This window comes from Halioglobus japonicus (assembly GCF_001983995.1).
GTDB classification, from domain to species: domain Bacteria; phylum Pseudomonadota; class Gammaproteobacteria; order Pseudomonadales; family Halieaceae; genus Halioglobus; species Halioglobus japonicus.
Genome location: NZ_CP019450.1, coordinates 3,003,197 through 3,021,763, shown reverse-complemented (window position 1 = coordinate 3,021,763; position 18,567 = coordinate 3,003,197). Strand labels below are relative to the sequence as shown.

Sequence of the window (18,567 nt, the reverse complement as noted above, 5' to 3'; positions counted from 1 at the left end):
TGTGAGTACTCAGGCTAACTGGTCGTATCCCACTGCCATTCGCTTTGGCGCTGGTCGGATCCGCGAACTGGCACAGGCCTGTCGCGAGGCAGGTATGGCGCGCCCGCTGCTGGTGACCGACCGCGGCCTGGCTGAACTCCCCATGGTGGCGATAGCCCGCCAAATCCTGGCGGAAGCGGGCCTTGGTGATGCACTGTTCAGTGGTGTCGACCCCAATCCCAACGAGCACAACCTAGCATCGGGTCTTGCAGCCTACCGCGATGGTGAACACGATGGTGTCATTGCCATGGGCGGAGGCTCCGGATTGGACCTGGGCAAGCTGGTGGCGTTTATGGCCGGACAGCAGCGCCCCGTGTGGGACTTTGAGGACGTTGACGATTGGTGGTCGCGGGCCGACCCGGCCGGCATTGCGCCGATTGTGGCAGTACCGACCACCGCCGGGACCGGCGCAGAGGTGGGGCGCGCAGGGGTGCTGTCCAATTCGGCGACGAGCGAAAAGAAAATTATTTTCCATCCGCAGATCCTGCCTTCCCAGGTGATCTGCGATCCGCAGCTCACCCTCAGCATGCCGCCGGCGATTACCGCCGGCACCGGCCTGGATGCCTTCGCACACTGTCTGGAAGCTTACTGTGCGCCCAACTACCATCCGCTGAGTCACGGCATTGCCGTGGAGGGCATGCGGCTGGTCAGGGAGAATCTATCGCGGGTATATGCCGACGGCAGCGATATCGAGGCTCGCGGTCACATGATGTCTGCGGCGTTAATGGGTGCCACCGCATTCCAGAAAGGGCTGGGTGCTATCCATGCGCTCTCACATCCGCTGGGTGCGATTTACAACATCCATCACGGCACGACCAACGCCGTTGTCATGCCGGCTGTGCTGAACTTCAATCGGCCGATGATCGAGCTGGGGATAGAGCGCCTGGCTGCCTATCTTGAGATCGACGGTGGATTTGACGGTTTCCACGCTTATCTTCTGGCCCTGAACGAACAATTGGGAATACCGGAGAACCTCAGGGCTATGGGCGTGGTTGATCCTGATATCGATGCGCTGGTCGCAGCGGCATTGAGCGATCCCAGTGCTGGTGGAAATCCTGTTACCATGACCGCGGAAAATACCTGGGCCCTGATTGAGGCCTGCCTCTAGAGCAATAAGCAGGTTTACGCATGGGTGAGCTTTACGTCCAGTACGAGTACTGGTTCGCGACATTTCAATTGGTCACGGCGATGCTGGGCATGGGCGCCACGCTCACCGTGCGCGACTTTGGCGATATTCTGCGTGCTCCCCGGGCGGTGAGCATTGGCGTGGCGATCCAGTTGTTCCTGGTTCCCGTCATGGCCTATATGTTTTTAACGCTTCTGGGGATAAGTGGCGGTCTTGCGATCGGTTTGGCGCTGGTGGCAGCCATCCCCGGCGGTACCACATCCAATATCTTTACGTTTTTTGCGCGCGGCAATAGTGCCTTGTCGATCTGCGTGACCGCAGTGAGTACCCTGGCCTGTCTGGTGAGTACCCCGCTGATTCTGTCGCTGCTCATCAGCGACAGCCTGCCACCGGATTTCAGCATGCCCACCGGGCAGATCATGATGGAAATCGCGCTGTCGCTGTTACTGCCATTGAGCCTGGGCATGTTGCTGCTTTATCTCTATCCGGCACCGGCGGCCCAGTTCTCGAAGTGGTGTATTCGCGCCTCTCTGCTCGGCATTGTGCTCATTATCATTGGTTCCACCTCGGCCGGCAGGCTTGACCTGGAGGCCTTTGGCGCGGCGAACGTAGGGTTTGTGGCCCTGTTTATGCTGATGATGGTGGTCGTGGGAGCCGCTGTCCCGCGCCTGATGCGGCTGGAAAAGCGTGACGCCATCGCCGTTGAGTTCGAGGTCATTGTGCGCAACAGCAACCTTGGAGTGATGATTAAGGCATCGCTGTTCCCCGCGGCAGCGGCCAGTACCGCGCAACTGGGTGACACCGTACTGTTTACGGTTCTGCTCTACGGCGGTCTGCAGTTACTGATTGCGCCGATTCTGATCAGGCTCTACACCCGTGGCCCGAAGCCGGAGGAGGGCTGAAGGGTTACGCCGATGCCTGCTCCTGCAGCTGAAACAGCATGACAGCGACACCGGCAATCAGCAGCGGCACCGCAAAAATGATGAAACTGTCTGACTTTTCCACGCCGGCCTCGAGCAGGTAGCCTGCCAGTAGCGGCGAGATAATGGCGCCGATACGCCCCACGCCAATGGCCCAGCCCATGGCCGTGGTGCGGTTGAACGTTGGATAAAGCCGCGGCGCGATAGCGTACAGGCCAATCATGGACCCGATCAGGAAGAACCCCATCGTGAAGGCCACGCTCATGAGCAGGGTGAGGGGTGCCTGTAAAAACGTAGCGAAGGCCACTGTCATGGTGAATGTGGCGAACAGGTAGATGGCCGTCAGCCGCACCAGGCCGAAATAGCCGGAGATAACGCCGAGAATCAGGGAGCCGATGATGCCACCCACCTGAATTATCAGGCCGCCGGAAATCCCTTGCGACGCAGAAAGGCCTGCCTCCGTGAGCAACTTGGGTGTCCAGCTGAACGTGAAATACATGCTGAACATCAGCATAAAATAGGCCGTCCATAGCGCCAGCGTATTGCGGGTAGAGGCGTCGCCAAACAGGCTTGCTACGCTGGGTTTTCGGTTGTCCTCGGCGGTAAGTTCCGGCAGCGCCTGCAGGGGTTCCCGTCCCATAAGCAGCAGTGCTTTGTTGACTTTACGCAGCGCATCCCGGGGCTGCTTGGTAAGGAGATAGTCCAGTGACTCCGGCAGTATCCATAGCGTTATTGGAATCATCAGTAGCGACATAAAACCGCCAAACAAAAACGCAGATTGCCAGCCATAGTTGCTGATGAGTGGAATGGAAATCACACCACCGATAATAGCGCCGGCGGGATAGCCTGACTGAAGCACGCTGACTGCAAAGCTGCGGGCCCGCGCATTGCTGTATTCGGCGACCAGAATATTCAGGCTGGCAATCATGCTGCCAATGCCCAGGCCAGTGAGAAACCGCAGCGCGGCCAGTTGGGTCACGTTCTGACTGTAAGCCGAGGCAATCATGCCAACGCTGATCACGCCCAGACACACTAAGGTGATCGCGCGCCGCCCGATCCTGTCCCCATAGGGCGCAATAAACAGCGAACCGAGCGCCATGCCCGCGAGTCCGGCACTGAGCAGTACACCCAGTTCAGGCCGGGGAATCCCCCAGGCTTCGCTGATGGATGCGGCCGTAAACGACATGACCAATACGTCGAAACCATCGAGCATATTGATGATTGCGCAGATGGTGATGGTTATCACCTGGAGGCGACTGATGGGGTTCTGGTCTATGGAGGCTTTCAGGGTTTGTAGTTCACTCATGCAGCGCTGTTACCTTGACTGTTATTAGTATTGTGAGGGCCGCGCAGGCCGCAGTAGGAAACGCTAGCGGGGGCGCCGCCAAAAAGCCAGCCCAATCTGTCTTTTGGTGCAGGCGCAGCCCGGTTGAATCAGCGCAGGGAAATGAGACCGTTGCAGTGCCTAGTGTGTGGCGTCACCGCCGGCCTCTACCTTGGCAGCGATATCGGCACCAATCTGCCCCATGAGCGCAAAGGTATTGTCGGGGTCACTGTGGCGCAATTTGGCGGCTTCCAGTTCCATACCTTTGGCGAACACCAGTTCGGGTGTGTTGGCCTGGATAGCCTCGGCAATCGCACTGGCGCAATCCATGGGATCGTCACCGTTGTCGATGTTGTCGTCTGACACGCCTCGTTGGGAGCCGTCGCCGGTCATGGCGTTGCGAGAGACGTCGGTGGCGACGGAGCCAGGCAGAATATTAGTGACCTGGATGTTGTGCAGGTTTGCAACCTCGGTCCGCAGTGCATCCATGTACCCAATGAGGCCGTGTTTGGCGGCACAGTAGGCCGTTCGCAGCGGCGTACCCAGCCGTCCCGCTACCGAACTGATGGCGACGATGTGGCCGCCACCGGCGGCTCGCATCCGCTCCAGTTGCAGCTGAGTCAGCCAGATGGGGGCGAGCAGGTCGATATTAATCATTTGCTGATAGACCTCAGGCGCAGTGTGCAAGGCCAGGCTGCGCTGACTCACGCCGGCGTTATTAACCAGAATATCGACCTGACCCTGCCAGGCCCATGCCGTCTCCACATGGGCGGCCAGCGCCGCATAGTCGGTCACCTCAAAGGGCAGTACCAGCGACTGGGTGGGCAGTGAGGCGGCGACTTCCTGGAGCGCAGCCTCCCGGCGCCCGGAGAGAATAATATGCGCGCCCTCGGCAGCCAGCACGGTTGCCACTGCCTTGCCGATGCCTGATGAGGCGCCTGTTATCCAGGCGACCTTGCCCGCAATGTCTGTCATGGTGTCTTCCTGTCAGTGAATCAAGTCATTTGATTCTGCACAATCCGGAGCGCTTCTCAAGCGATCGCCTGATCTACGATGCGATTGAATGTATCCAGAGCACCTTCAAAGCGGCCGAAGTTGAGATGGCTGTTGGCGCCACTGGCCAGCCCCGACTGAATGTCTTCCGCCAACTGGAAATCTTCATCCAGGGTCAGCACCGTGAACGCATGATTTTTGCGCCAGTACTCCTGCTTGGCGAGCGTGTTCTCACTGCCGGGCACCAGGGTCGAAAGTTCCAGCCGGGTATGGTCGGGGCCCAGCGGGATGCCACGAATCCACACAAAATGATCTGACTGCACCAGGAATTGGGCGCCCGGGAAAAAGCTGTAGAGAATGTTGGCGTGATCGCGCAGGCGCCATTGCTCGCGGGGCTGATCGGCCAGCGAGGCGAGGGTGGTGCGCGGCAGTATCGAGCGCAGGTGAGGCCCGTAGCTGTGGCAGGAGGAAAGGTTGTCGGGGAATAGGTCCGCAATGTTGTTCTTATGGGCGACTCGGAAGTGATAGGCCTCTATGCCGCCCTCCACCAGAATGTTCCAGTTGGCTTTGATCTCGCGTGTTTCTGTGGCAAAGATCTTGTGGCTGCCCGCATCCATGGCCAGCAGGTCATGGCGAATGTCTCCCAGATGATGCTCAACCTCGATTCCCGAGTCGCTGTCCAGTGAGAGCCAGATCCAGCCGGCATACTCCTGACAGGGCAGTGGCACCAGGCCAAACTCACTGCGATCCAGCCCCGGGAATCCAGTCTTCTCATGGGGAACACCGATCAAGTCGCCGATGTTGTTCCAGGTCCAGCCGTGATACGGGCAGCGGAAGCGATGCTCACAGCCTTCATGCTCGCGCACCATTTTTGCGCTTCGGTGGCGGCAGACATTGAAAAAGGCCTGCACCGCTCCGTCTTCATTGCGCGTCAGCAGCACCGGGCGGCCTGCCACCTCCGTGGTCAAATAGGCATTGGGCTCGGGGAGGGCGGAGCCGTGGGCAATAATCTGGGGCAGGCGCGCAGAAATTTGCGCCTGTTCACGGCGGAAGATGTCGGGTGAGTAGTACCGCTCCAGGCTTTCGCGGTGCCACTGCTCATCCAGAAACGGCGGCGTTTGTGCCTGTAACCCGAGAAGATCGTCGATCAATTCAATTTCGACACTGCGATCCATGGTGGAGGCCTCATAGAGCTCATTTACCGATCGGTAAGTTTGCGGGCAGGCTACTTACCAACTGGTAAGGCGTCAAGCGCTGCGCTAGACTCGCCACATAAACGCAGGATGACGAAATGAGTGAATCCACCCGGGAACAGTTATTGCTGACGGCGCAGCGGCTATTTGCCGAACGCGGGTTTTATGGTGCCAGTATTGCTGCCATTGCGACCGAGCTCGGGCTGACCAAGCAGGCGTTGCTCCACCATTTCGGCAACAAGGAGAAGTTGTACGGACAGGTGCTGCAGCATATCTCCGAGAACCTGTCGGAGGTAACCGACAGCATTCTGGTCAAATCCCTGGCGCCGGCGGAACGGCTGGAAACACTGGTAGTGGCGCAGTATCGGGATCAGATGGATAATCCCCACGCCGCCAGGCTCATCATGCGTGAGTTGCTCGATAATGAGGAGCGGGCTGCCCAGGCGGGGAGCTGGTATCTGCGATCCTATCTGGAGTTGCTGGTAGCGACTGCCCAGGCGCTGGACCCTGCGGGTAAATTGGATGATGCCAGGGCGTTGGCCCTGGTGTACCAGCTCCTCGGGGCTGCGCATTACTTTGCAGTGTCGGGCCCCACGTTAACCCAGACTTTTGGTGCGCAGCGCTACGCTCAAACCCGCAGCGCCTACGAACATGAATTACGGGTGCTGATCCGCACTCGCGTTGAAGCCATCGCTTAAAGGAAAAAACATTGAACAAGATTTCCCTGACCACTGTGGCTGCGGCCATTCTCCTATCGGGTTGTTCAGGCTCCGATACGGCCCAGAAAACCTCGGCAGAGTCCGACGCGGGCTTTACCGCGCCCAGCGCCTATACCGCGGACATCAACCGGGATATCGCCGCCGAACTGCCCGATGACGGTGGTGCCGATCTCGCGGCGGCGCAGCGCGGATTTATCGCGACCCGGTCTGATCCGCTGATTACCACTGCGGCGGGCGATGTGGTTTGGGACCTCGATGAGTATGCGTTCATGGAGGGTCCGGCACCGGACAGTGTGAACCCCAGTCTCTGGCGCCAGGCTACGCTGAACAACATTCACGGCCTGTTCAAAGTCACCGAGCGCATTTACCAGATTCGTGGCTTTGACCTGGCGAACATGACCCTCATCAAGGGCGATCAAGGCTTTATTGTGGTCGATCCATTGACCAGTGAAGAGACCGCCGCTGCAGGGCTGGAATTTGCCCGTCAGCACCTGGGCGATTTGCCGGTCACCGCGGTGTTGTTTACCCACAGTCATATCGATCACTTTGCCGGCGTGTGGGGTGTCATCGATGAGGATGACTATCAGGCAGGCAGAATTCCGGTGGTCGCTCCAGAAGGGTTTATGGAAGAGGCGACCAGCGAAAACATCATCGCCGGCGTGGCCATGTCCCGTCGAGCCTCGTTCATGTACGGACGCCGCCTGCCCCGCGAAGCGCGTGGGCATGTCGGATCAGGCCTGGGCAAATCACCGGCCTACGGCACCGTGGGTATCGCTGAGCCCACTGAGATTATCGATCACACCGGCCAGACGCTGACGCTTGATGGCCTGGAGTTTGTTTTCCAGGCGGCGCCGGGTTCAGAAGCACCTGCGGAATTCACGTTTGCGATTCCTGAGTTGAAAGCCTATTGCGGGGCCGAGGTGGCGACGCGCAATTTGCACAACCTGTACACACTGCGCGGGGCCAAGGTGCGCGATGCGCTCGCGTGGACGGGCTATATCGATGAGATGATCGAATTGTCTGAGGGCAGTGACGTCTATTTTGCCAGCCACCACTGGCCAGTATGGGATCGGCCGACCATCGTCGCCTATCTGGAAACCCAGCGGGATACCTACAAGTATATTCACGACCAGACGGTGCGCATGTTTAACGGCGGCATGACGCCGCGAGAGATCGCAGAGGAACTGGCGCTGCCGGAGGGGCTGACCGCTGCCTACGCGAACCGCGATTACTACGGCACTGTGGCCCATAACAGCAAGGCCGTGTACCAGGCCTACCTCGGCTGGTATGACGCCAACCCCGCCAACCTGAACCCCTTGCCGCCGGTAGAATCCAGTGCCCGCTATGTGGCGCTGGCCGGGGGTGCCGAGGGTGTGATTGCCGAGGCAGAGAAATCCATTGAGGCGGGCGATTATCGCTGGGCCGCGGAGCTGCTCAATCACCTGGTGTTCGCTGAGCCCGACAATCAGCAAGCCATGCAATTACTTGCAAGCACCTATGATCAGTTGGCATATGTGGCTGAATCCGGGCCCTGGCGAGATGTTTATCTCAGCGCTGCTTACGAGCTGCGTTTCGGTGCTCCCCAGGAATCCCAGATCAAGTTGTCGCTGTTGGTGAATATGCTGGAGCAAACCCCGGTAGAGAAATTCTTCCAGACTATGTCGGTGCGTCTCGATCCTGACAAGGCCGCCGGGGTAGATCGTCGTGTGGGTATTGTGTTCGAGGACCTCGACGAGGCGTACCTGCTCACCGTTCGCAATTCGGTGATGCATCACCGAGGCCTGGATGCCGCGGATGAACCCGACGTGGTCTTGAAAGTGTCTCACGGCATGTTTATTCGCATGCTCATGGGGGAAGTCGGATTAATGGAGACGCTGCGCTCAGATGAACTGAGCGTGGAAGGCAATGCGCTCACGCTCGCCAGTTTCTTCGGTATGTTTGAGCAGCCCCAGGGCGAATTCAATATTGTGACGCCCTGAGTCGGGGCGGCATTCAGGCGCGCTGGTTCCAGGCAATGCACTCGTCGAGAGTGATACCTTTGCCGCCGAATATATCCAGCGCGCTACCAATGGTCAGATCGACGTTGCCGCCGGACAGCGCTTGCACGCGCTCCAGATCGCTGAGATTACGGGCGCCTCCCGCATAGGTCACCGGCACCGGGCAGTGCTTGCCCAGCAGGGTGACCAGCTCTTCATCGATACCGCCCTGCAGGCCTTCCACATCCGCTGCATGCACGAGAAACTCATCGCAATACTGGCCCAGCTCGCGCAGTGTGCCGGCGTCCACGGGGGTGTCTGTGACGGTTTGCCAGCGGTCGGTGGCAATGTGCCAGCCGCTGTCTGTGCGCCGACAGCTGAGATCGAGCACCAGATGCTGCCTGCCGGTTTCACGCAGAATGTTATCGAGTCGGGCAGGGGAAAGTTGGCCGTTCTCGAACAGGTAGCTGGTGACGATCACATGAGAGGCGCCGGCAGTGAGATAACTCGCGGCATTTCCGGCGGTGACCCCACCTCCAAACTGTAGTCCGCCGGGCCAGGTATCCAGCGCCAACAGCGCCTGCTCCTGGTTGCCCGGGCCCAGTGCGATGACATGCCCGCCCATGAGGTTCTGCTCCCGGTACAGGCCGGCATAGTGGGCTGCGTCGTGCTGGCTGACAAAGTTGGTGTCGGCGCCGTCATCGTTGAGGCTGCCGCCGACAATCTGCTTCACCTGGCCTTGATGAAGATCAATACAGGGACGAAATCGCGTCACGGTTGTGTTCCATTGGTATGCCGGACTGATTATAGCGTTTCCTTATAAGCTATTGAGCGCTCATAGCGAAAAAACGTACCGGTAATGGCCGGTAATAGGCCGCGTGCATTCGATTTGGTACAACTAGCGCCATTGTATCGCGCAGCCCGGAGGCCATCATGTCCAAGCTGACAAACTGGTCAGAGCAAATTGACGAAGTGTGGATTGCCAGCGCCTTTTTCGTCTGCGCGGCCCTCATCGGTCTTTTCGGTACGTTCTAGTTCGCGCAGCGCTTGCTGCTCACAGTTCCAGCCGCTATTCCACGGATAGGTCTGGCGTCTTGGAAACCAGGCCTTCCAGGGAGGGAGGGCCTGCCCAAACTCACCGTATTAATCCTGTTCGCTGTTCTTCGCCAGATACTTGTCTCGCAGTCGGGTAGAGCGGCTCACCATCGGCACCTGTTCGCCCGCAACAAACACCAGTTCCGCCTCGCGCACCAGTTCCAGCGGGTCGCCACTCCACAGCACCATGTCTGCGGGCATATCAGCCGCGATTCTGCCGCTGTTGTCCAGCGAGAATACCGTTGATGGCGTACTGAAAAGCGCCGCCATTGCTGCCTCATAAGGCAGGCCATGGGCAACAGCCACCCCCGCACACTGGGTGACCAGGTAGGCGTTGTGGGTGTTCTGCCAGCCCATCCCGGTAAACATGATGTCGACACCTGCGGCGTGCAATAGCGCCGGGTTTTCCAACCTGGCACCGAGCGTCTGGAATTGCTCCGGGAGGTTCTCTGTGGGATCGATGATGACCGGCGTGCCTGCCTCGGCGATGGCGTCAGCCACCATCCAGCCCTCCTGCGCGCCGACAAGAATCATGCGCAGGTTGTAGCTCTCACCCACCTCGAGAATTTTCAGAATGTCGCTGGCCCGGCTCACTTTGACGAACAGGTACTCTTCGCCCTGCAATACCGGCAGTAGCGCGTCGAGATCATCAGCGGGAAGGCTGAGTTCTCGGCCTTCGCCTGCGGCGTATTGACGGCGCTTGTCAGCGAAGTGCTGGGCGTCGTTCAGGGCCGGCGAATGCTGGCCAGTGCTGCCGCTCGTGAGCCACCTGCTACACCCTTGGCATATTCGTTGTAGTTCACCAGTACGCCGACACTTTGTTGCTCAATACTGCCCCCGGACTTGCCGGAGAGATTGACGATAGACACCTGGCCTGCAAACAGGGTGTCACTGGCGCTGGGAGCCACCAGGGCGCGGGTTAATCCGTGAATCCGGTTCTGCGGAATAACCGTGCTGTTGGGATTGAATGCGTCGATGATGGCCAGCGACGCGGAGTAATCAACGCCTTCGGCGGTGGCATCGTAGGTTTCGTGGACGGCGTCGATCTCGACAACCCCCATTTGCGTCATCGCATTGAATACCCCCGGGGTGAGGCGCTTGTCTGTGCCGTCTATGATCCGGGCATCAGTGCTGTCGAGGTCGCGACCTATGGCGGCAACCCTGCCGTCGACGACCAGCACGTCGGTCTGGATGAGTTGGCCGGCGTCGCTCATGGTGTCGACCGTGGTGTTCTGGATAAGCACGGTTTCGGCGTGCGCGGCGCTGGCGAGAGAGAGTGCCGCCAGAGCCAGTATGTTGCGCATAGCGTTATTCATGGGCGGTTCTCCTCAGGGTTGATAATGCCGATATTGAAATCGCTGGTGCCCGCGACCGACGGGTTGTTAAGGTCGTACGTCAGCGCGCCATCGATCCACACCTTCTCGGCCAGTGCGTAGACGCTGAAGGGGTCCTCAGTCCACAGCACCAGGTCTGCATTTTTGCCGGCTTCGATAGAGCCGATCTGGTCGGCCAGCCCCAGCGATGTCGCGGCGTTTAGCGTGAGCCAGCGCATGGCTTCGCCGCGGGTCATATCCATGCCCATGCGTCGTGCCGCGGAGTAGGCCTTGGCTACCTCCTGGTTGAGTCGCTGTACCTGGAAGGCGTCATCAGAGTGGATAATGGCGCAGGCCCCGGCTTTCTCCAGCAGTGCCAGGTTTTCCCTGACCATATCAAAGGCCTCCTGCTTAAAGCCCCACCAGTCTGCCCACACCACGGCACAAATATCGGCGTCCGCCAATTGCGGTGCCAGTTTGTAAGCTTCGATGGCGTGATGAAAGGCAGTGATCTTGTAGTCGAACTCGCGAGCCATATCCATCATCTGTGCCATTTCGTCCGCGCGGTAGCAGTGGTTGTGGATGCGGATATTGCCGTTGAGTACCTCCATCAGCGTGTCGAGCTTCAGGTCGCGTTCTGGCGCCTCAGCCGAGTTGTCGCCACTTTCAAGTGCGGCATGGTAAGTGTCCCACTCGATTTTGTATTCCGCGGCCTCGGCCCAGGCCTGGCGGAACGCCGCCATGTTACCCATGCGGGTAGAGGGCAGTTGATTGCGTTCGCCATAGACCCGCTTGGGGTTTTCGCCGCAGGCCATCTTCAGGGCGTAGGGCGCGCCCGGGAACTTCATCCCCTGTACGGTCGTTGAGCGGATGTTCTTTACTGTGACCCCGCGGCCGCCAATCAGGTTGCCTGAGCCCGGCAGGATTAAAGCGGTCGTCACGCCGCCGGCGAGAGCTTTTTCCCACTGTGGGTCCTGCGGCCAGATGGAATGTTCTGCCCACACCTGGGCAGTCACCGGGGCGGTCATCTCGTTGCCATCGGCGTGGTTGTCCGTTGCCGGAGAGGGATAGACGCCCATGTGGCTGTGCACGTCGATCAAGCCCGGGGTGAGCCATTTGCCTTCGGCGTCAATGACGGTGGCGCCGCGGGGGGGGTCGAGATCTTCGCCAATAGCGACGAACTTGCCGTCCTGCACCAGCACGTCCACGCCCTCGAGTTGCTCTCCGGTGCCGGAATAAACACTCGCCGAGCGAACCAGCAGCGGTGGGCTGTCCGGCACCTGGTAGGTGGACGGGAAGGGGTTTTCGGGAGACCAGGCTTCGGTCTGTTCCTCGGGTTGGTCAGATGAACAGCCGGCAAGGGTGAGTAACGCGCTGGCCCCCAGCGCGGCCAGCGTCGAGATGTGTTTGTTCACAGGCATTTCCTTTGCAGAAGACGGCACTAGCATAGCCTAAAGCCGCGTGGCTTGGCAGCGCTTGGTCTATGCTTGCTAACAGCGAATAAGCACAACGGGAGAACCCTATGCATACAGGCGCTTTCTCAATCAGTCTGGCCGTGAAGAATCTTGCGGCCTCACGGGAGTTTTACGAAAAGCTGGGTTTTGAGGTGTTTGGCGGCGCAGCCGAGCACAACTTTCTCATGCTTAAACACGGTGAGCATGTGATCGGTTTGTTCCAGGGTATGTTCGAATTGAATACCCTGACGTTTAACCCCGGTTGGGATCAGTCTGGTCAGGATGCGCCTGCGTTTACGGATGTGCGCGAGTGGCAGGCACATCTGCAAGCGCAGGGCGTCCAGATCGATCAGGTGGTTACGTCAGACGGCGGTGCCGGATTTTTCCTGGTGCATGACCCGGATGGCAATCCTATTTTGTTCGATCAACATCGCCACTAGTCGAGATTAAACACGCGGCGGGCATTGCCTTCCAGAAACAAGTCGCGCACATCATCACTCAACTCGAGCAGATCGAGCTGGGCCATGGCCCTGTCGGGTGTAATCATCGGGTAGTTGGTGCCGAACATTACCTTGTGCTTGCCATGCCCCTGCATGTACTCCACCAGTTCCCGGGGATAGCGTTTGGGAACGTAAGCAGAGGTGTCGATATAAACGTTGGGGAATTTCGTCGCGACAGCAATCATCTCGACATGCCACGGATAGCCGATGTGGCCTCCGATAATCTTTAGGTCCGGAAAATCCAGCGCCATTCGCTCGATGTGAGCGGGACGCCCTGATTCAGAGCTGAGTAGCGGCCCGGTGTGCCCGACCTGCAGGCAGACGGGCACGTCGAGCTCCACGCAGGCGGCCAGGAGTGGATAGTAGAGCGCGTGGGTGGAGGGCAGTTCCCACAACCACTGGATGAGACGCAGACCCTTGAAGCCGTGCTCGGTGACATACTTACGCAGGGTGGTAACGGCGGCGACGGGGTCGCGCAGATCTGCAGAGGCGAGGCCAGAGAAACGGCCGGGGTATGCCTGGATCATTTCCAGGACCTGCTCGTTGGAGATCAGCGGCCCCTGGGGACCGTACCACGCCGACAGCAGCGCGTGGCCCACGTCGGCCTTGTCCATACAGCCGATGAGGAACTCCGGCGGAATGTCGGTCAGGTCCTCGCCAGTCCAGCGTTTGAGCGAATCAAAGTAAGGCTGGGACAGGAAGTGGGGGTTGGGTTGCTGTGCCCAGACATCAATGGCAGCCACGCATCAGGCCTCTTTGGCGAGTTCGGAGAAATCGCCAAAGGCGCGGTCGCTGAAGCTGGGTTCGCGACCTTCCAGCGCGGCCATGACTGATTCCACCTGATTGGGCCGGCCAAGTATGGGGGTCTGCAGACGCTGCTCTTCGGCGAGGCCGTCTACGCTGCTGTCTCGCCAAGTGGTTTCGAACATGTATTTGCTGCGGGCAACGGCATCCGGGTTTTTCACGGCAATTTCGCGCGCCATGGCCATGGCGTCTTCATAGGGGGTGTCACTCAGGCGAGTTACCAGGCCCAGTGAGTGTGCTTCTTCTCCGCCGACAACCCGACCGGTATAAGACAGTTCCTTGGCAACGTCGACGCGCACCAGATCGCGCAGGGTTTGCGAGGCGGACATGTCCGGGATCATGCCCCATTTGATCTCCATCAGTGAGAATTTCGAGCCCGGGTGGGCGATGCGGATATCGGCTCCTAGTGCAATCTGGAAGCCACCGCCATAGGCCGCCCCGTGCACTGCACAGATCACCGGCGCCGGAATGGCTTTCCAGAGGTAGGCGGGCGCCTGGTAGTAATTTGGATGGCTATCACCGCGGCCGTTGCCGAACGGGTCGTTGCCCATACCGCCGCTGAAGTTCTCCAGGTCCATGCCCGCACAAAATCCCTTGCCTTCTCCGGACAGGACTACGGCGCGCACCTCGCGGTTCGCCGCGAGTTCCCTGGCCGCTGTGGTAATTGCGTCGAACATATCCCAACTCAGGGCGTTCATTTTTTCCGGACGGTTCAGGCGTACGTCGGCGACGTGGTTGTCGATGGTAATGGTGACAAGTTCGGACATGGAAAACTCCAGGCAGGTGATTATGTTTGGATTGAGTATAGCGATTATCGCCAATGTTTACAGTGTTAACTCCGGGGCCGCTTAAGCAGCAAGTCCCGTCAGTCTGTTTCGAGGCCCGGCCCGGCCGTGGCGCGGATATCGCGCGGCGCCAGCAGGCGGCCGTCTTCACCTCTGACGCCCATTTTCTGGATCGGTCGGCCGGTTTCGCGATCGACAAACGTCACGCGTTCGCCGCGCGGGTGCGGGCGATGCTTGTCGCCCCAGTGGGTCATCGACAGGAGCACAGGTTGTAACTCCAGTCCCTGCTCGGTGAGCACATAGTCGGTGCGACCATCTTCTTTAGAAGTCCGGCGCGTGAGAATGCCTTCCTCCACCAGCGTATTGAGCCGGGCGGTGAGAATGTTTTTGGATATGCCCAGGTTGCGCTCGAACTGGGCGAACCGCTTTGAACCAAAGAAAGAGTCGCGCAGTATCAGCAGTGTCCAGCGCTCGCCGATGATATTCAGCGTCTGCGCCAGGGAGCAGTTCATGTGGTCGAAGGTTTTGTATTTCACAGGCCGTCCAACAGTTTCTTCGCGGAGTGGCTTGCATAATACGGTTGCATGATGCAACCTTGCAACTCGAATAAGTTGCATCATGCAACCATATTGCGCACAGCGGAGGAGTGTTCATGAAGCCAGTTTGTCTGATTATTGGTGCGGGAGCCGGTATTGGCGGGAATGTCGGAAAGCGGTTTGCCGCCGCCGGCTACCATGTGGTGTTGTGTCGTCGCAGTGACGAGGAGGGCTTGCAAGCGATGGTGCGTGACATCGAAGCCGCTGGTGGCTCAGCGAGCGGTCGATTACTAAATGCGGCGACGGAAGACAGTATTGAAGAGTGCGTGGCGGCTGTGGAAGCGGAGCATGGGCCCATTGAGGTGGCGCTTTATAACCTGGGTGCGCAGATCGGCAATCGCTCGCTCGAGGAAACCAGTTATAAAGCCTTCGAACTTGGCTGGCGCCTCGGCACTTTTGGCTTGTTCCGCCTGGCGTCGGTGCTGTGTCCATTGATGGCTCAACGGTGCAAGGGCAGTATTCTGGTCACCTCTGCCACTGCAGCGGTGCGCGGGAACGCAGGGCAGCATTCCCATGCGGCAGCGATGGGTGGCAGGCGTATGCTATGCCAGACACTGAACGCCCAGTACGCCTCGCAGGGCGTGCACGTGGCGCATATTCTTGTCGATGGAGCGGTCGACGCGCCTGATACGCTCGGCAAGATGTTGGGCGCTGAAGCTTTCCAGGCCCTGCGCGATGCTCCTGACTACAACCTGATGCAGCCCTCGGAAATGGCCGAGACTTACTTTCATATCGCCCACCAGCACCGCTCCGCCTGGACGCACGAACTTGATTTGCGCGCCCACAGCGATGTCGCCTGGTGGAATCACGCTTAAACTTTCGATAACGAGGAAACGTTGTGTCCAAACTGGAATTCATGTTCGACTTTGCCAGCCCCAATGCCTACTACTGTCACAAGGTGCTGCCGGGTATTCTCGAGCGAACAGGCGCCGAAATGGAGATCGTGCCGGTGTTGCTGGGTGGCCTGTTCAAGCTTACCGACAATCAGGCGCCGTTTGTGGCCTTTGGTGGCGTGAAGGGCAAGATGGCTTACGAAATGCTGGAGAGCCAGCGTTTTCAGGAAAAACACGGTCTCGATGACTTTGCGTTTAACAGCCATTTTCCCATGAACACCATTACCGTGATGCGCGGTCTGGTCGCCGCCACTGAGCTCGGAGTGCAAGAGGCATACATTGAAGCGGTGATCACCGCCATGTGGGAACAGGACAAGAAGATGGATGATCCCGAGGTGGTTGCCCAGGTTTGGCGCGACGCTGGGCTGGACGCAGACAAGCTGCTGGAGATGATTCAGACCGATGCCGTTAAAGATGCACTCAAGGCCAACACCCAGGCCGCTGCTGATCGCGGTGCCTTTGGCGTGCCTACGTTCTTCGTCGGCGATGAGATGTTTTTTGGTAAGGAGCGTCTTGGTCAGGTTGAGGAAGAACTTAACAAGTAAACGCTGTGCCCCATCCTATGGGTGGGGCGTTGATTTCTGCTCGAGGGGGTGCGTCTCCAACGTACCGAAGATCCAGTCATACAGCAGGGTGATGGTAGCGAAATTGCCCTTGTGCATGTCCAGATGATGCGCGTCGTGCCTGATGGCAATCCAGCCGAGCATTCTCCATAGAGGCTTGTCAATGTCGATTCGGCAGTGATTGATCTGGTTTAGCTGCGTGTAGATCAGGGTGGTGATGACGATAGTAGCAGCGTTGAACGGCTGCCCTGTTGCGAGTGCATAGCTGGTTGTCACGATATAGAACAGTGCGATTCCCATGAAGATTTCTACCGGATGCAGCAGATAGGAATCGATGGAGCTTACCCTGCTTCGAGCCTGGTGATGAACGGCGTGTACGCGCCTGAGAAAGCCCTGGCCGTGAAAGAGAAAGCGGTGCATCAGGTAGTAGAAGAAGTCGTAAATCATCAAGATCAGAACAACATCCAGCAGTATTTTCCACACCGACTGAGGCTCCAGTGTCACGATGAACGGGAGTATCAGTACGAAAAAGGCCAGGTTAAATGCGAGGCCAATTTTCTGTGAAGTAGGCACGCGATGCTGGTACTTCTGTGCCTTTTCTCGCCACTTCTTTTTGTTCTGGGTTCTGTCTTCATTCCGCGCTCTGGCAATATCAGGAATGGAGAATGCCAGTTTCTGGCCAAGGAAGGTGAACAGCACAACCAGGCCTACGGTGGTGAGCGCCGCCTCCCAGTGATAGGTCAGATTCATGAAGGCGTCTCGCTGGTGTCGTTGTTGTTGATGTCATGCTGAGCTTCGGAAATACCTTCTTCCATCGGGCCCAGCATCGCAGCGGCCCTGGGGTATCCGCAATACTGGGCAATGAACAGATGCAGTTCGCGCATGTCTTCCGGGGTGAGTTCGCCGCGTTTGACGCCTGCTTTGGTCTGAATCTTGAAGGTCTCCTTTTCTCCCTGGGCGGCGATCATGCCGAGCAAGAGAATACGCTTGTCGCGCATCGACAGGGCATCCCTGGTCCAGATCTCCGCAAACAGCGTGGAGAGCATGATGTCGGTAAAAGGGTAGCCTTCTGCGGGCACGACGATGTCGCCCGCGTACACATCCCTGATCGTGCTTTCGCCGATGGCTCGACGCTTTTCATCACTCATGGTGATTTCTCCCGTATTGTTTCAGGCGTTGTCGCGAGAATGCGCTCGGCCAGTTCGCGGGCCCGTTCCGGCCCAAGCTCGCGGTTTAAATTGCGGATAATGACGTCCAGTTGATCGCCGTAGGGCTGGCCGAATACATCGCTCTCGAGCTGGAAGGCTCGATAAATTTCTGCCATCGCAGCCGTGACCTGGACAAAGGCTGCCTTGCCCATGAGTAAGGAAAATTCCGTCTTCAGTGTTTGCACAGCAGCTATTGAATCGGCAATTAGCTGTAGGCCTTTTTTAGTGAAAGTTACCACTAGCTGGCGAGCGTCATCCGGGTCGGCGCAGCGTTGGATATAGCCGAGCGCTACCAGTTCGGCAACTGTGGCGCTGATCGCCTGTTTACTGACATCCTGGTATTCGGCTATTTGCTGGATGCGTCCACCATGCGGGCCGATAGCAATGAGGACCGGACCGAAACTTCGTTTGAGCCTCGGGTGTCCTGAGGCGATTGTCAGCTCCATTAGTTTGTTACTGATGGTGTCTGCCAGTCTGGGCAGCAGGCTGACCAGCGGGCTGTGTGTGCCGATACTGTCCGGTACGAACAGGCCGAGTTTGCGCGATAGCGTTGCCAGGTTTTTTGCGGTGTCATCGAGGGCCGGCTCGCCAATGATGGCTGCCAAACGCGACTGCTGCTGCATTGCCTCGCGTGCACCCTGGCGCGTCATTGATTTGCCGTCCTCAGTGAGCGTAAGCAACTTGGCGCGACCGTCCTGCGGGTCGGGTGTGCGTTCCAGATAGCCCGCGCGTTCGATTTGATTCACTGCCTGGTTTGCAGCCTGGCGTGAGATGCCCAGCCGGGTGGCGATGTCGGACAGTCGGGCACCGTGTTCACCGGCCAGGTTCATATAGGGTTCAAAATTGATGCGGAGTTGGCTGTGTCCGTGCTTTACCGTCAGTGCATTCATGATTTCAGACTGTAGATGAATGCTCACAGCGAGCATGTGCCTGGCAAAGTTGTCCCGGTAGTGACGCAGGAGTGACCGGTGGTTGCTGTTAATCGCTGTGCTCATGGAAATAAAGTAAATCATGGTTGACCTGTAGTCAATTAGGCTTGACATGTGGGAAGGCGCTTTTCTATGCT

General features: G+C 58.5%; 20 protein-coding genes. 7 read left to right on the top strand and 13 right to left on the bottom strand.

The features are described 5' to 3' along the window. The first annotated feature begins 1 nt into the window (after position 1). Together BST95_RS14200 and BST95_RS14195 are read left to right on the top strand one after the other, a co-directional pair. A complete protein-coding gene (locus tag BST95_RS14200; protein WP_084200248.1) occupies positions 2-1,147 on the top strand; it encodes an iron-containing alcohol dehydrogenase in 1,146 nt (381 codons plus the stop codon). A gap of 20 nt (positions 1,148-1,167) precedes the next feature. Continuing rightward, entirely contained in the window at positions 1,168-2,067 is a 900-nt protein-coding gene (locus BST95_RS14195) for a bile acid:sodium symporter family protein (protein WP_084200247.1), read from the top strand. A gap of 4 nt (positions 2,068-2,071) precedes the next feature. Here the strand turns inward: BST95_RS14195 and BST95_RS14190 are convergent, their stop codons facing one another. From BST95_RS14190 to BST95_RS14180, 3 genes are all read right to left on the bottom strand, one after another. Further along, the gene (locus BST95_RS14190) at positions 2,072-3,391 is read right to left on the bottom strand and encodes an MFS transporter (RefSeq protein WP_084200246.1); all 1,320 of its coding nucleotides are present in this window, start codon (positions 3,389-3,391) and stop codon (positions 2,072-2,074) included. A gap of 159 nt (positions 3,392-3,550) precedes the next feature. Next, complete coding sequence (locus BST95_RS14185) at positions 3,551-4,384, bottom strand: SDR family NAD(P)-dependent oxidoreductase (protein ID WP_084200245.1); 834 nt, start codon at positions 4,382-4,384, stop codon at positions 3,551-3,553. A gap of 56 nt (positions 4,385-4,440) precedes the next feature. Continuing rightward, the gene (locus tag BST95_RS14180) at positions 4,441-5,577 is read right to left on the bottom strand and encodes an aromatic ring-hydroxylating oxygenase subunit alpha (RefSeq protein WP_084200244.1); all 1,137 of its coding nucleotides are present in this window, start codon (positions 5,575-5,577) and stop codon (positions 4,441-4,443) included. A gap of 116 nt (positions 5,578-5,693) precedes the next feature. On the opposite strand from BST95_RS14180, the gene BST95_RS14175 reads away from it, so the two are divergent. Then, on the top strand, positions 5,694-6,293 hold the full coding sequence (locus BST95_RS14175; protein WP_084200243.1) for a TetR/AcrR family transcriptional regulator: 600 nt from the start codon (positions 5,694-5,696) through the stop codon (positions 6,291-6,293). A gap of 11 nt (positions 6,294-6,304) precedes the next feature. Then, complete coding sequence (locus tag BST95_RS14170; RefSeq protein ID WP_084200242.1) at positions 6,305-8,293, top strand: alkyl/aryl-sulfatase; 1,989 nt, start codon at positions 6,305-6,307, stop codon at positions 8,291-8,293. A 13-nt stretch (positions 8,294-8,306) separates the two neighbouring features. Here the strand turns inward: BST95_RS14170 and hisA are convergent, their stop codons facing one another. The 4 genes from hisA to BST95_RS14150 all read right to left on the bottom strand — a co-directional run bounded on the left by hisA (position 8,307) and on the right by BST95_RS14150 (position 12,119). Continuing rightward, positions 8,307-9,065, bottom strand: a complete 759-nt coding sequence (gene hisA / locus BST95_RS14165; protein ID WP_084200241.1) for a phosphoribosylformimino-5-aminoimidazole carboxamide ribotide isomerase — start codon at positions 9,063-9,065, stop codon at positions 8,307-8,309. A 368-nt stretch (positions 9,066-9,433) separates the two neighbouring features. Next, entirely contained in the window at positions 9,434-10,009 is a 576-nt protein-coding gene (locus tag BST95_RS14160) for an amidohydrolase family protein (protein ID WP_084200240.1), read from the bottom strand. A 101-nt stretch (positions 10,010-10,110) separates the two neighbouring features. Then, on the bottom strand, positions 10,111-10,701 hold the full coding sequence (locus BST95_RS19965; RefSeq protein ID WP_084200239.1) for an amidohydrolase family protein: 591 nt from the start codon (positions 10,699-10,701) through the stop codon (positions 10,111-10,113). After that, positions 10,698-12,119 carry an amidohydrolase gene (locus tag BST95_RS14150; protein ID WP_084200238.1) on the bottom strand — a complete coding sequence of 474 codons (1,422 nt, stop codon included), beginning with the start codon at positions 12,117-12,119 and terminating at the stop codon, positions 10,698-10,700. The genes BST95_RS19965 and BST95_RS14150 overlap by 4 nt, the downstream gene beginning before the upstream one ends. Positions 12,120-12,220: 101 nt before the next feature. Between BST95_RS14150 and BST95_RS14145 the strand changes: the two genes are divergently transcribed. Further along, on the top strand, positions 12,221-12,592 hold the full coding sequence (locus BST95_RS14145) for a VOC family protein (RefSeq protein ID WP_066051302.1): 372 nt from the start codon (positions 12,221-12,223) through the stop codon (positions 12,590-12,592). On the opposite strand, the gene BST95_RS14140 is transcribed toward BST95_RS14145, so the two are convergent. The 3 genes from BST95_RS14140 to BST95_RS14130 all read right to left on the bottom strand — a co-directional run bounded on the left by BST95_RS14140 (position 12,589) and on the right by BST95_RS14130 (position 14,777). Further along, positions 12,589-13,395, bottom strand: coding sequence for an amidohydrolase family protein (locus BST95_RS14140; RefSeq protein ID WP_205737279.1), 807 nt, complete (start codon positions 13,393-13,395; stop codon positions 12,589-12,591). The two genes, BST95_RS14145 and BST95_RS14140, sit on opposite strands and share 4 nt — an antisense overlap. Before the next feature lie 3 nt (positions 13,396-13,398). Further along, entirely contained in the window at positions 13,399-14,223 is an 825-nt protein-coding gene (locus BST95_RS14135; RefSeq protein ID WP_084200237.1) for a crotonase/enoyl-CoA hydratase family protein, read from the bottom strand. A 98-nt stretch (positions 14,224-14,321) separates the two neighbouring features. Then, complete coding sequence (locus BST95_RS14130) at positions 14,322-14,777, bottom strand: winged helix-turn-helix transcriptional regulator (protein WP_169843957.1); 456 nt, start codon at positions 14,775-14,777, stop codon at positions 14,322-14,324. A gap of 116 nt (positions 14,778-14,893) precedes the next feature. Between BST95_RS14130 and BST95_RS14125 the strand changes: the two genes are divergently transcribed. Then, entirely contained in the window at positions 14,894-15,652 is a 759-nt protein-coding gene (locus BST95_RS14125; RefSeq protein WP_084200235.1) for an SDR family NAD(P)-dependent oxidoreductase, read from the top strand. A gap of 23 nt (positions 15,653-15,675) precedes the next feature. Next, positions 15,676-16,275 carry a 2-hydroxychromene-2-carboxylate isomerase gene (locus tag BST95_RS14120; RefSeq protein WP_229801577.1) on the top strand — a complete coding sequence of 200 codons (600 nt, stop codon included), beginning with the start codon at positions 15,676-15,678 and terminating at the stop codon, positions 16,273-16,275. 15 nt (positions 16,276-16,290) lie between these two features. Here BST95_RS14120 and BST95_RS14115 read toward each other — a convergent pair whose 3' ends face one another. The 3 genes from BST95_RS14115 to BST95_RS14105 are packed head-to-tail and all read right to left on the bottom strand — an operon-like array spanning position 16,291 to position 18,544. Next, entirely contained in the window at positions 16,291-17,043 is a 753-nt protein-coding gene (locus BST95_RS14115) for a sterol desaturase family protein (RefSeq protein ID WP_084200234.1), read from the bottom strand. Then, on the bottom strand, positions 17,040-17,441 hold the full coding sequence (locus tag BST95_RS14110; RefSeq protein WP_084200233.1) for a carboxymuconolactone decarboxylase family protein: 402 nt from the start codon (positions 17,439-17,441) through the stop codon (positions 17,040-17,042). Before BST95_RS14110 ends, BST95_RS14115 begins: the two co-directional genes overlap by 4 nt. Next, entirely contained in the window at positions 17,438-18,544 is a 1,107-nt protein-coding gene (locus BST95_RS14105) for a MarR family winged helix-turn-helix transcriptional regulator (RefSeq protein WP_169843956.1), read from the bottom strand. The genes BST95_RS14110 and BST95_RS14105 overlap by 4 nt, the downstream gene beginning before the upstream one ends. Between the last annotated feature and the right edge of the window lie 23 nt (positions 18,545-18,567).

What these genes read in the sequence shown, in the direction of transcription:
- BST95_RS14195 (WP_084200247.1), top strand. Translation starts at nt 1,168, where the DNA reads ATGGGTGAGCTTTACGTCCAGTACGAGTACTGGTTCGCGACATTTCAA.
- BST95_RS14190 (WP_084200246.1), bottom strand. Translation starts at nt 3,391, where the DNA reads ATGAGTGAACTACAAACCCTGAAAGCCTCCATAGACCAGAACCCCATC.
- BST95_RS14185 (WP_084200245.1), bottom strand. Translation starts at nt 4,384, where the DNA reads ATGACAGACATTGCGGGCAAGGTCGCCTGGATAACAGGCGCCTCATCA.
- BST95_RS14180 (WP_084200244.1), bottom strand. Translation starts at nt 5,577, where the DNA reads ATGGATCGCAGTGTCGAAATTGAATTGATCGACGATCTTCTCGGGTTA.
- BST95_RS14175 (WP_084200243.1), top strand. Translation starts at nt 5,694, where the DNA reads ATGAGTGAATCCACCCGGGAACAGTTATTGCTGACGGCGCAGCGGCTA.
- BST95_RS19965 (WP_084200239.1), bottom strand. Translation starts at nt 10,701, where the DNA reads ATGAATAACGCTATGCGCAACATACTGGCTCTGGCGGCACTCTCTCTC.
- BST95_RS14150 (WP_084200238.1), bottom strand. Translation starts at nt 12,119, where the DNA reads ATGCCTGTGAACAAACACATCTCGACGCTGGCCGCGCTGGGGGCCAGC.
- BST95_RS14145 (WP_066051302.1), top strand. Translation starts at nt 12,221, where the DNA reads ATGCATACAGGCGCTTTCTCAATCAGTCTGGCCGTGAAGAATCTTGCG.
- BST95_RS14135 (WP_084200237.1), bottom strand. Translation starts at nt 14,223, where the DNA reads ATGTCCGAACTTGTCACCATTACCATCGACAACCACGTCGCCGACGTA.
- BST95_RS14125 (WP_084200235.1), top strand. Translation starts at nt 14,894, where the DNA reads ATGAAGCCAGTTTGTCTGATTATTGGTGCGGGAGCCGGTATTGGCGGG.
- BST95_RS14115 (WP_084200234.1), bottom strand. Translation starts at nt 17,043, where the DNA reads ATGAATCTGACCTATCACTGGGAGGCGGCGCTCACCACCGTAGGCCTG.
- BST95_RS14110 (WP_084200233.1), bottom strand. Translation starts at nt 17,441, where the DNA reads ATGAGTGATGAAAAGCGTCGAGCCATCGGCGAAAGCACGATCAGGGAT.
- BST95_RS14105 (WP_169843956.1), bottom strand. Translation starts at nt 18,544, where the DNA reads ATGTCAAGCCTAATTGACTACAGGTCAACCATGATTTACTTTATTTCC.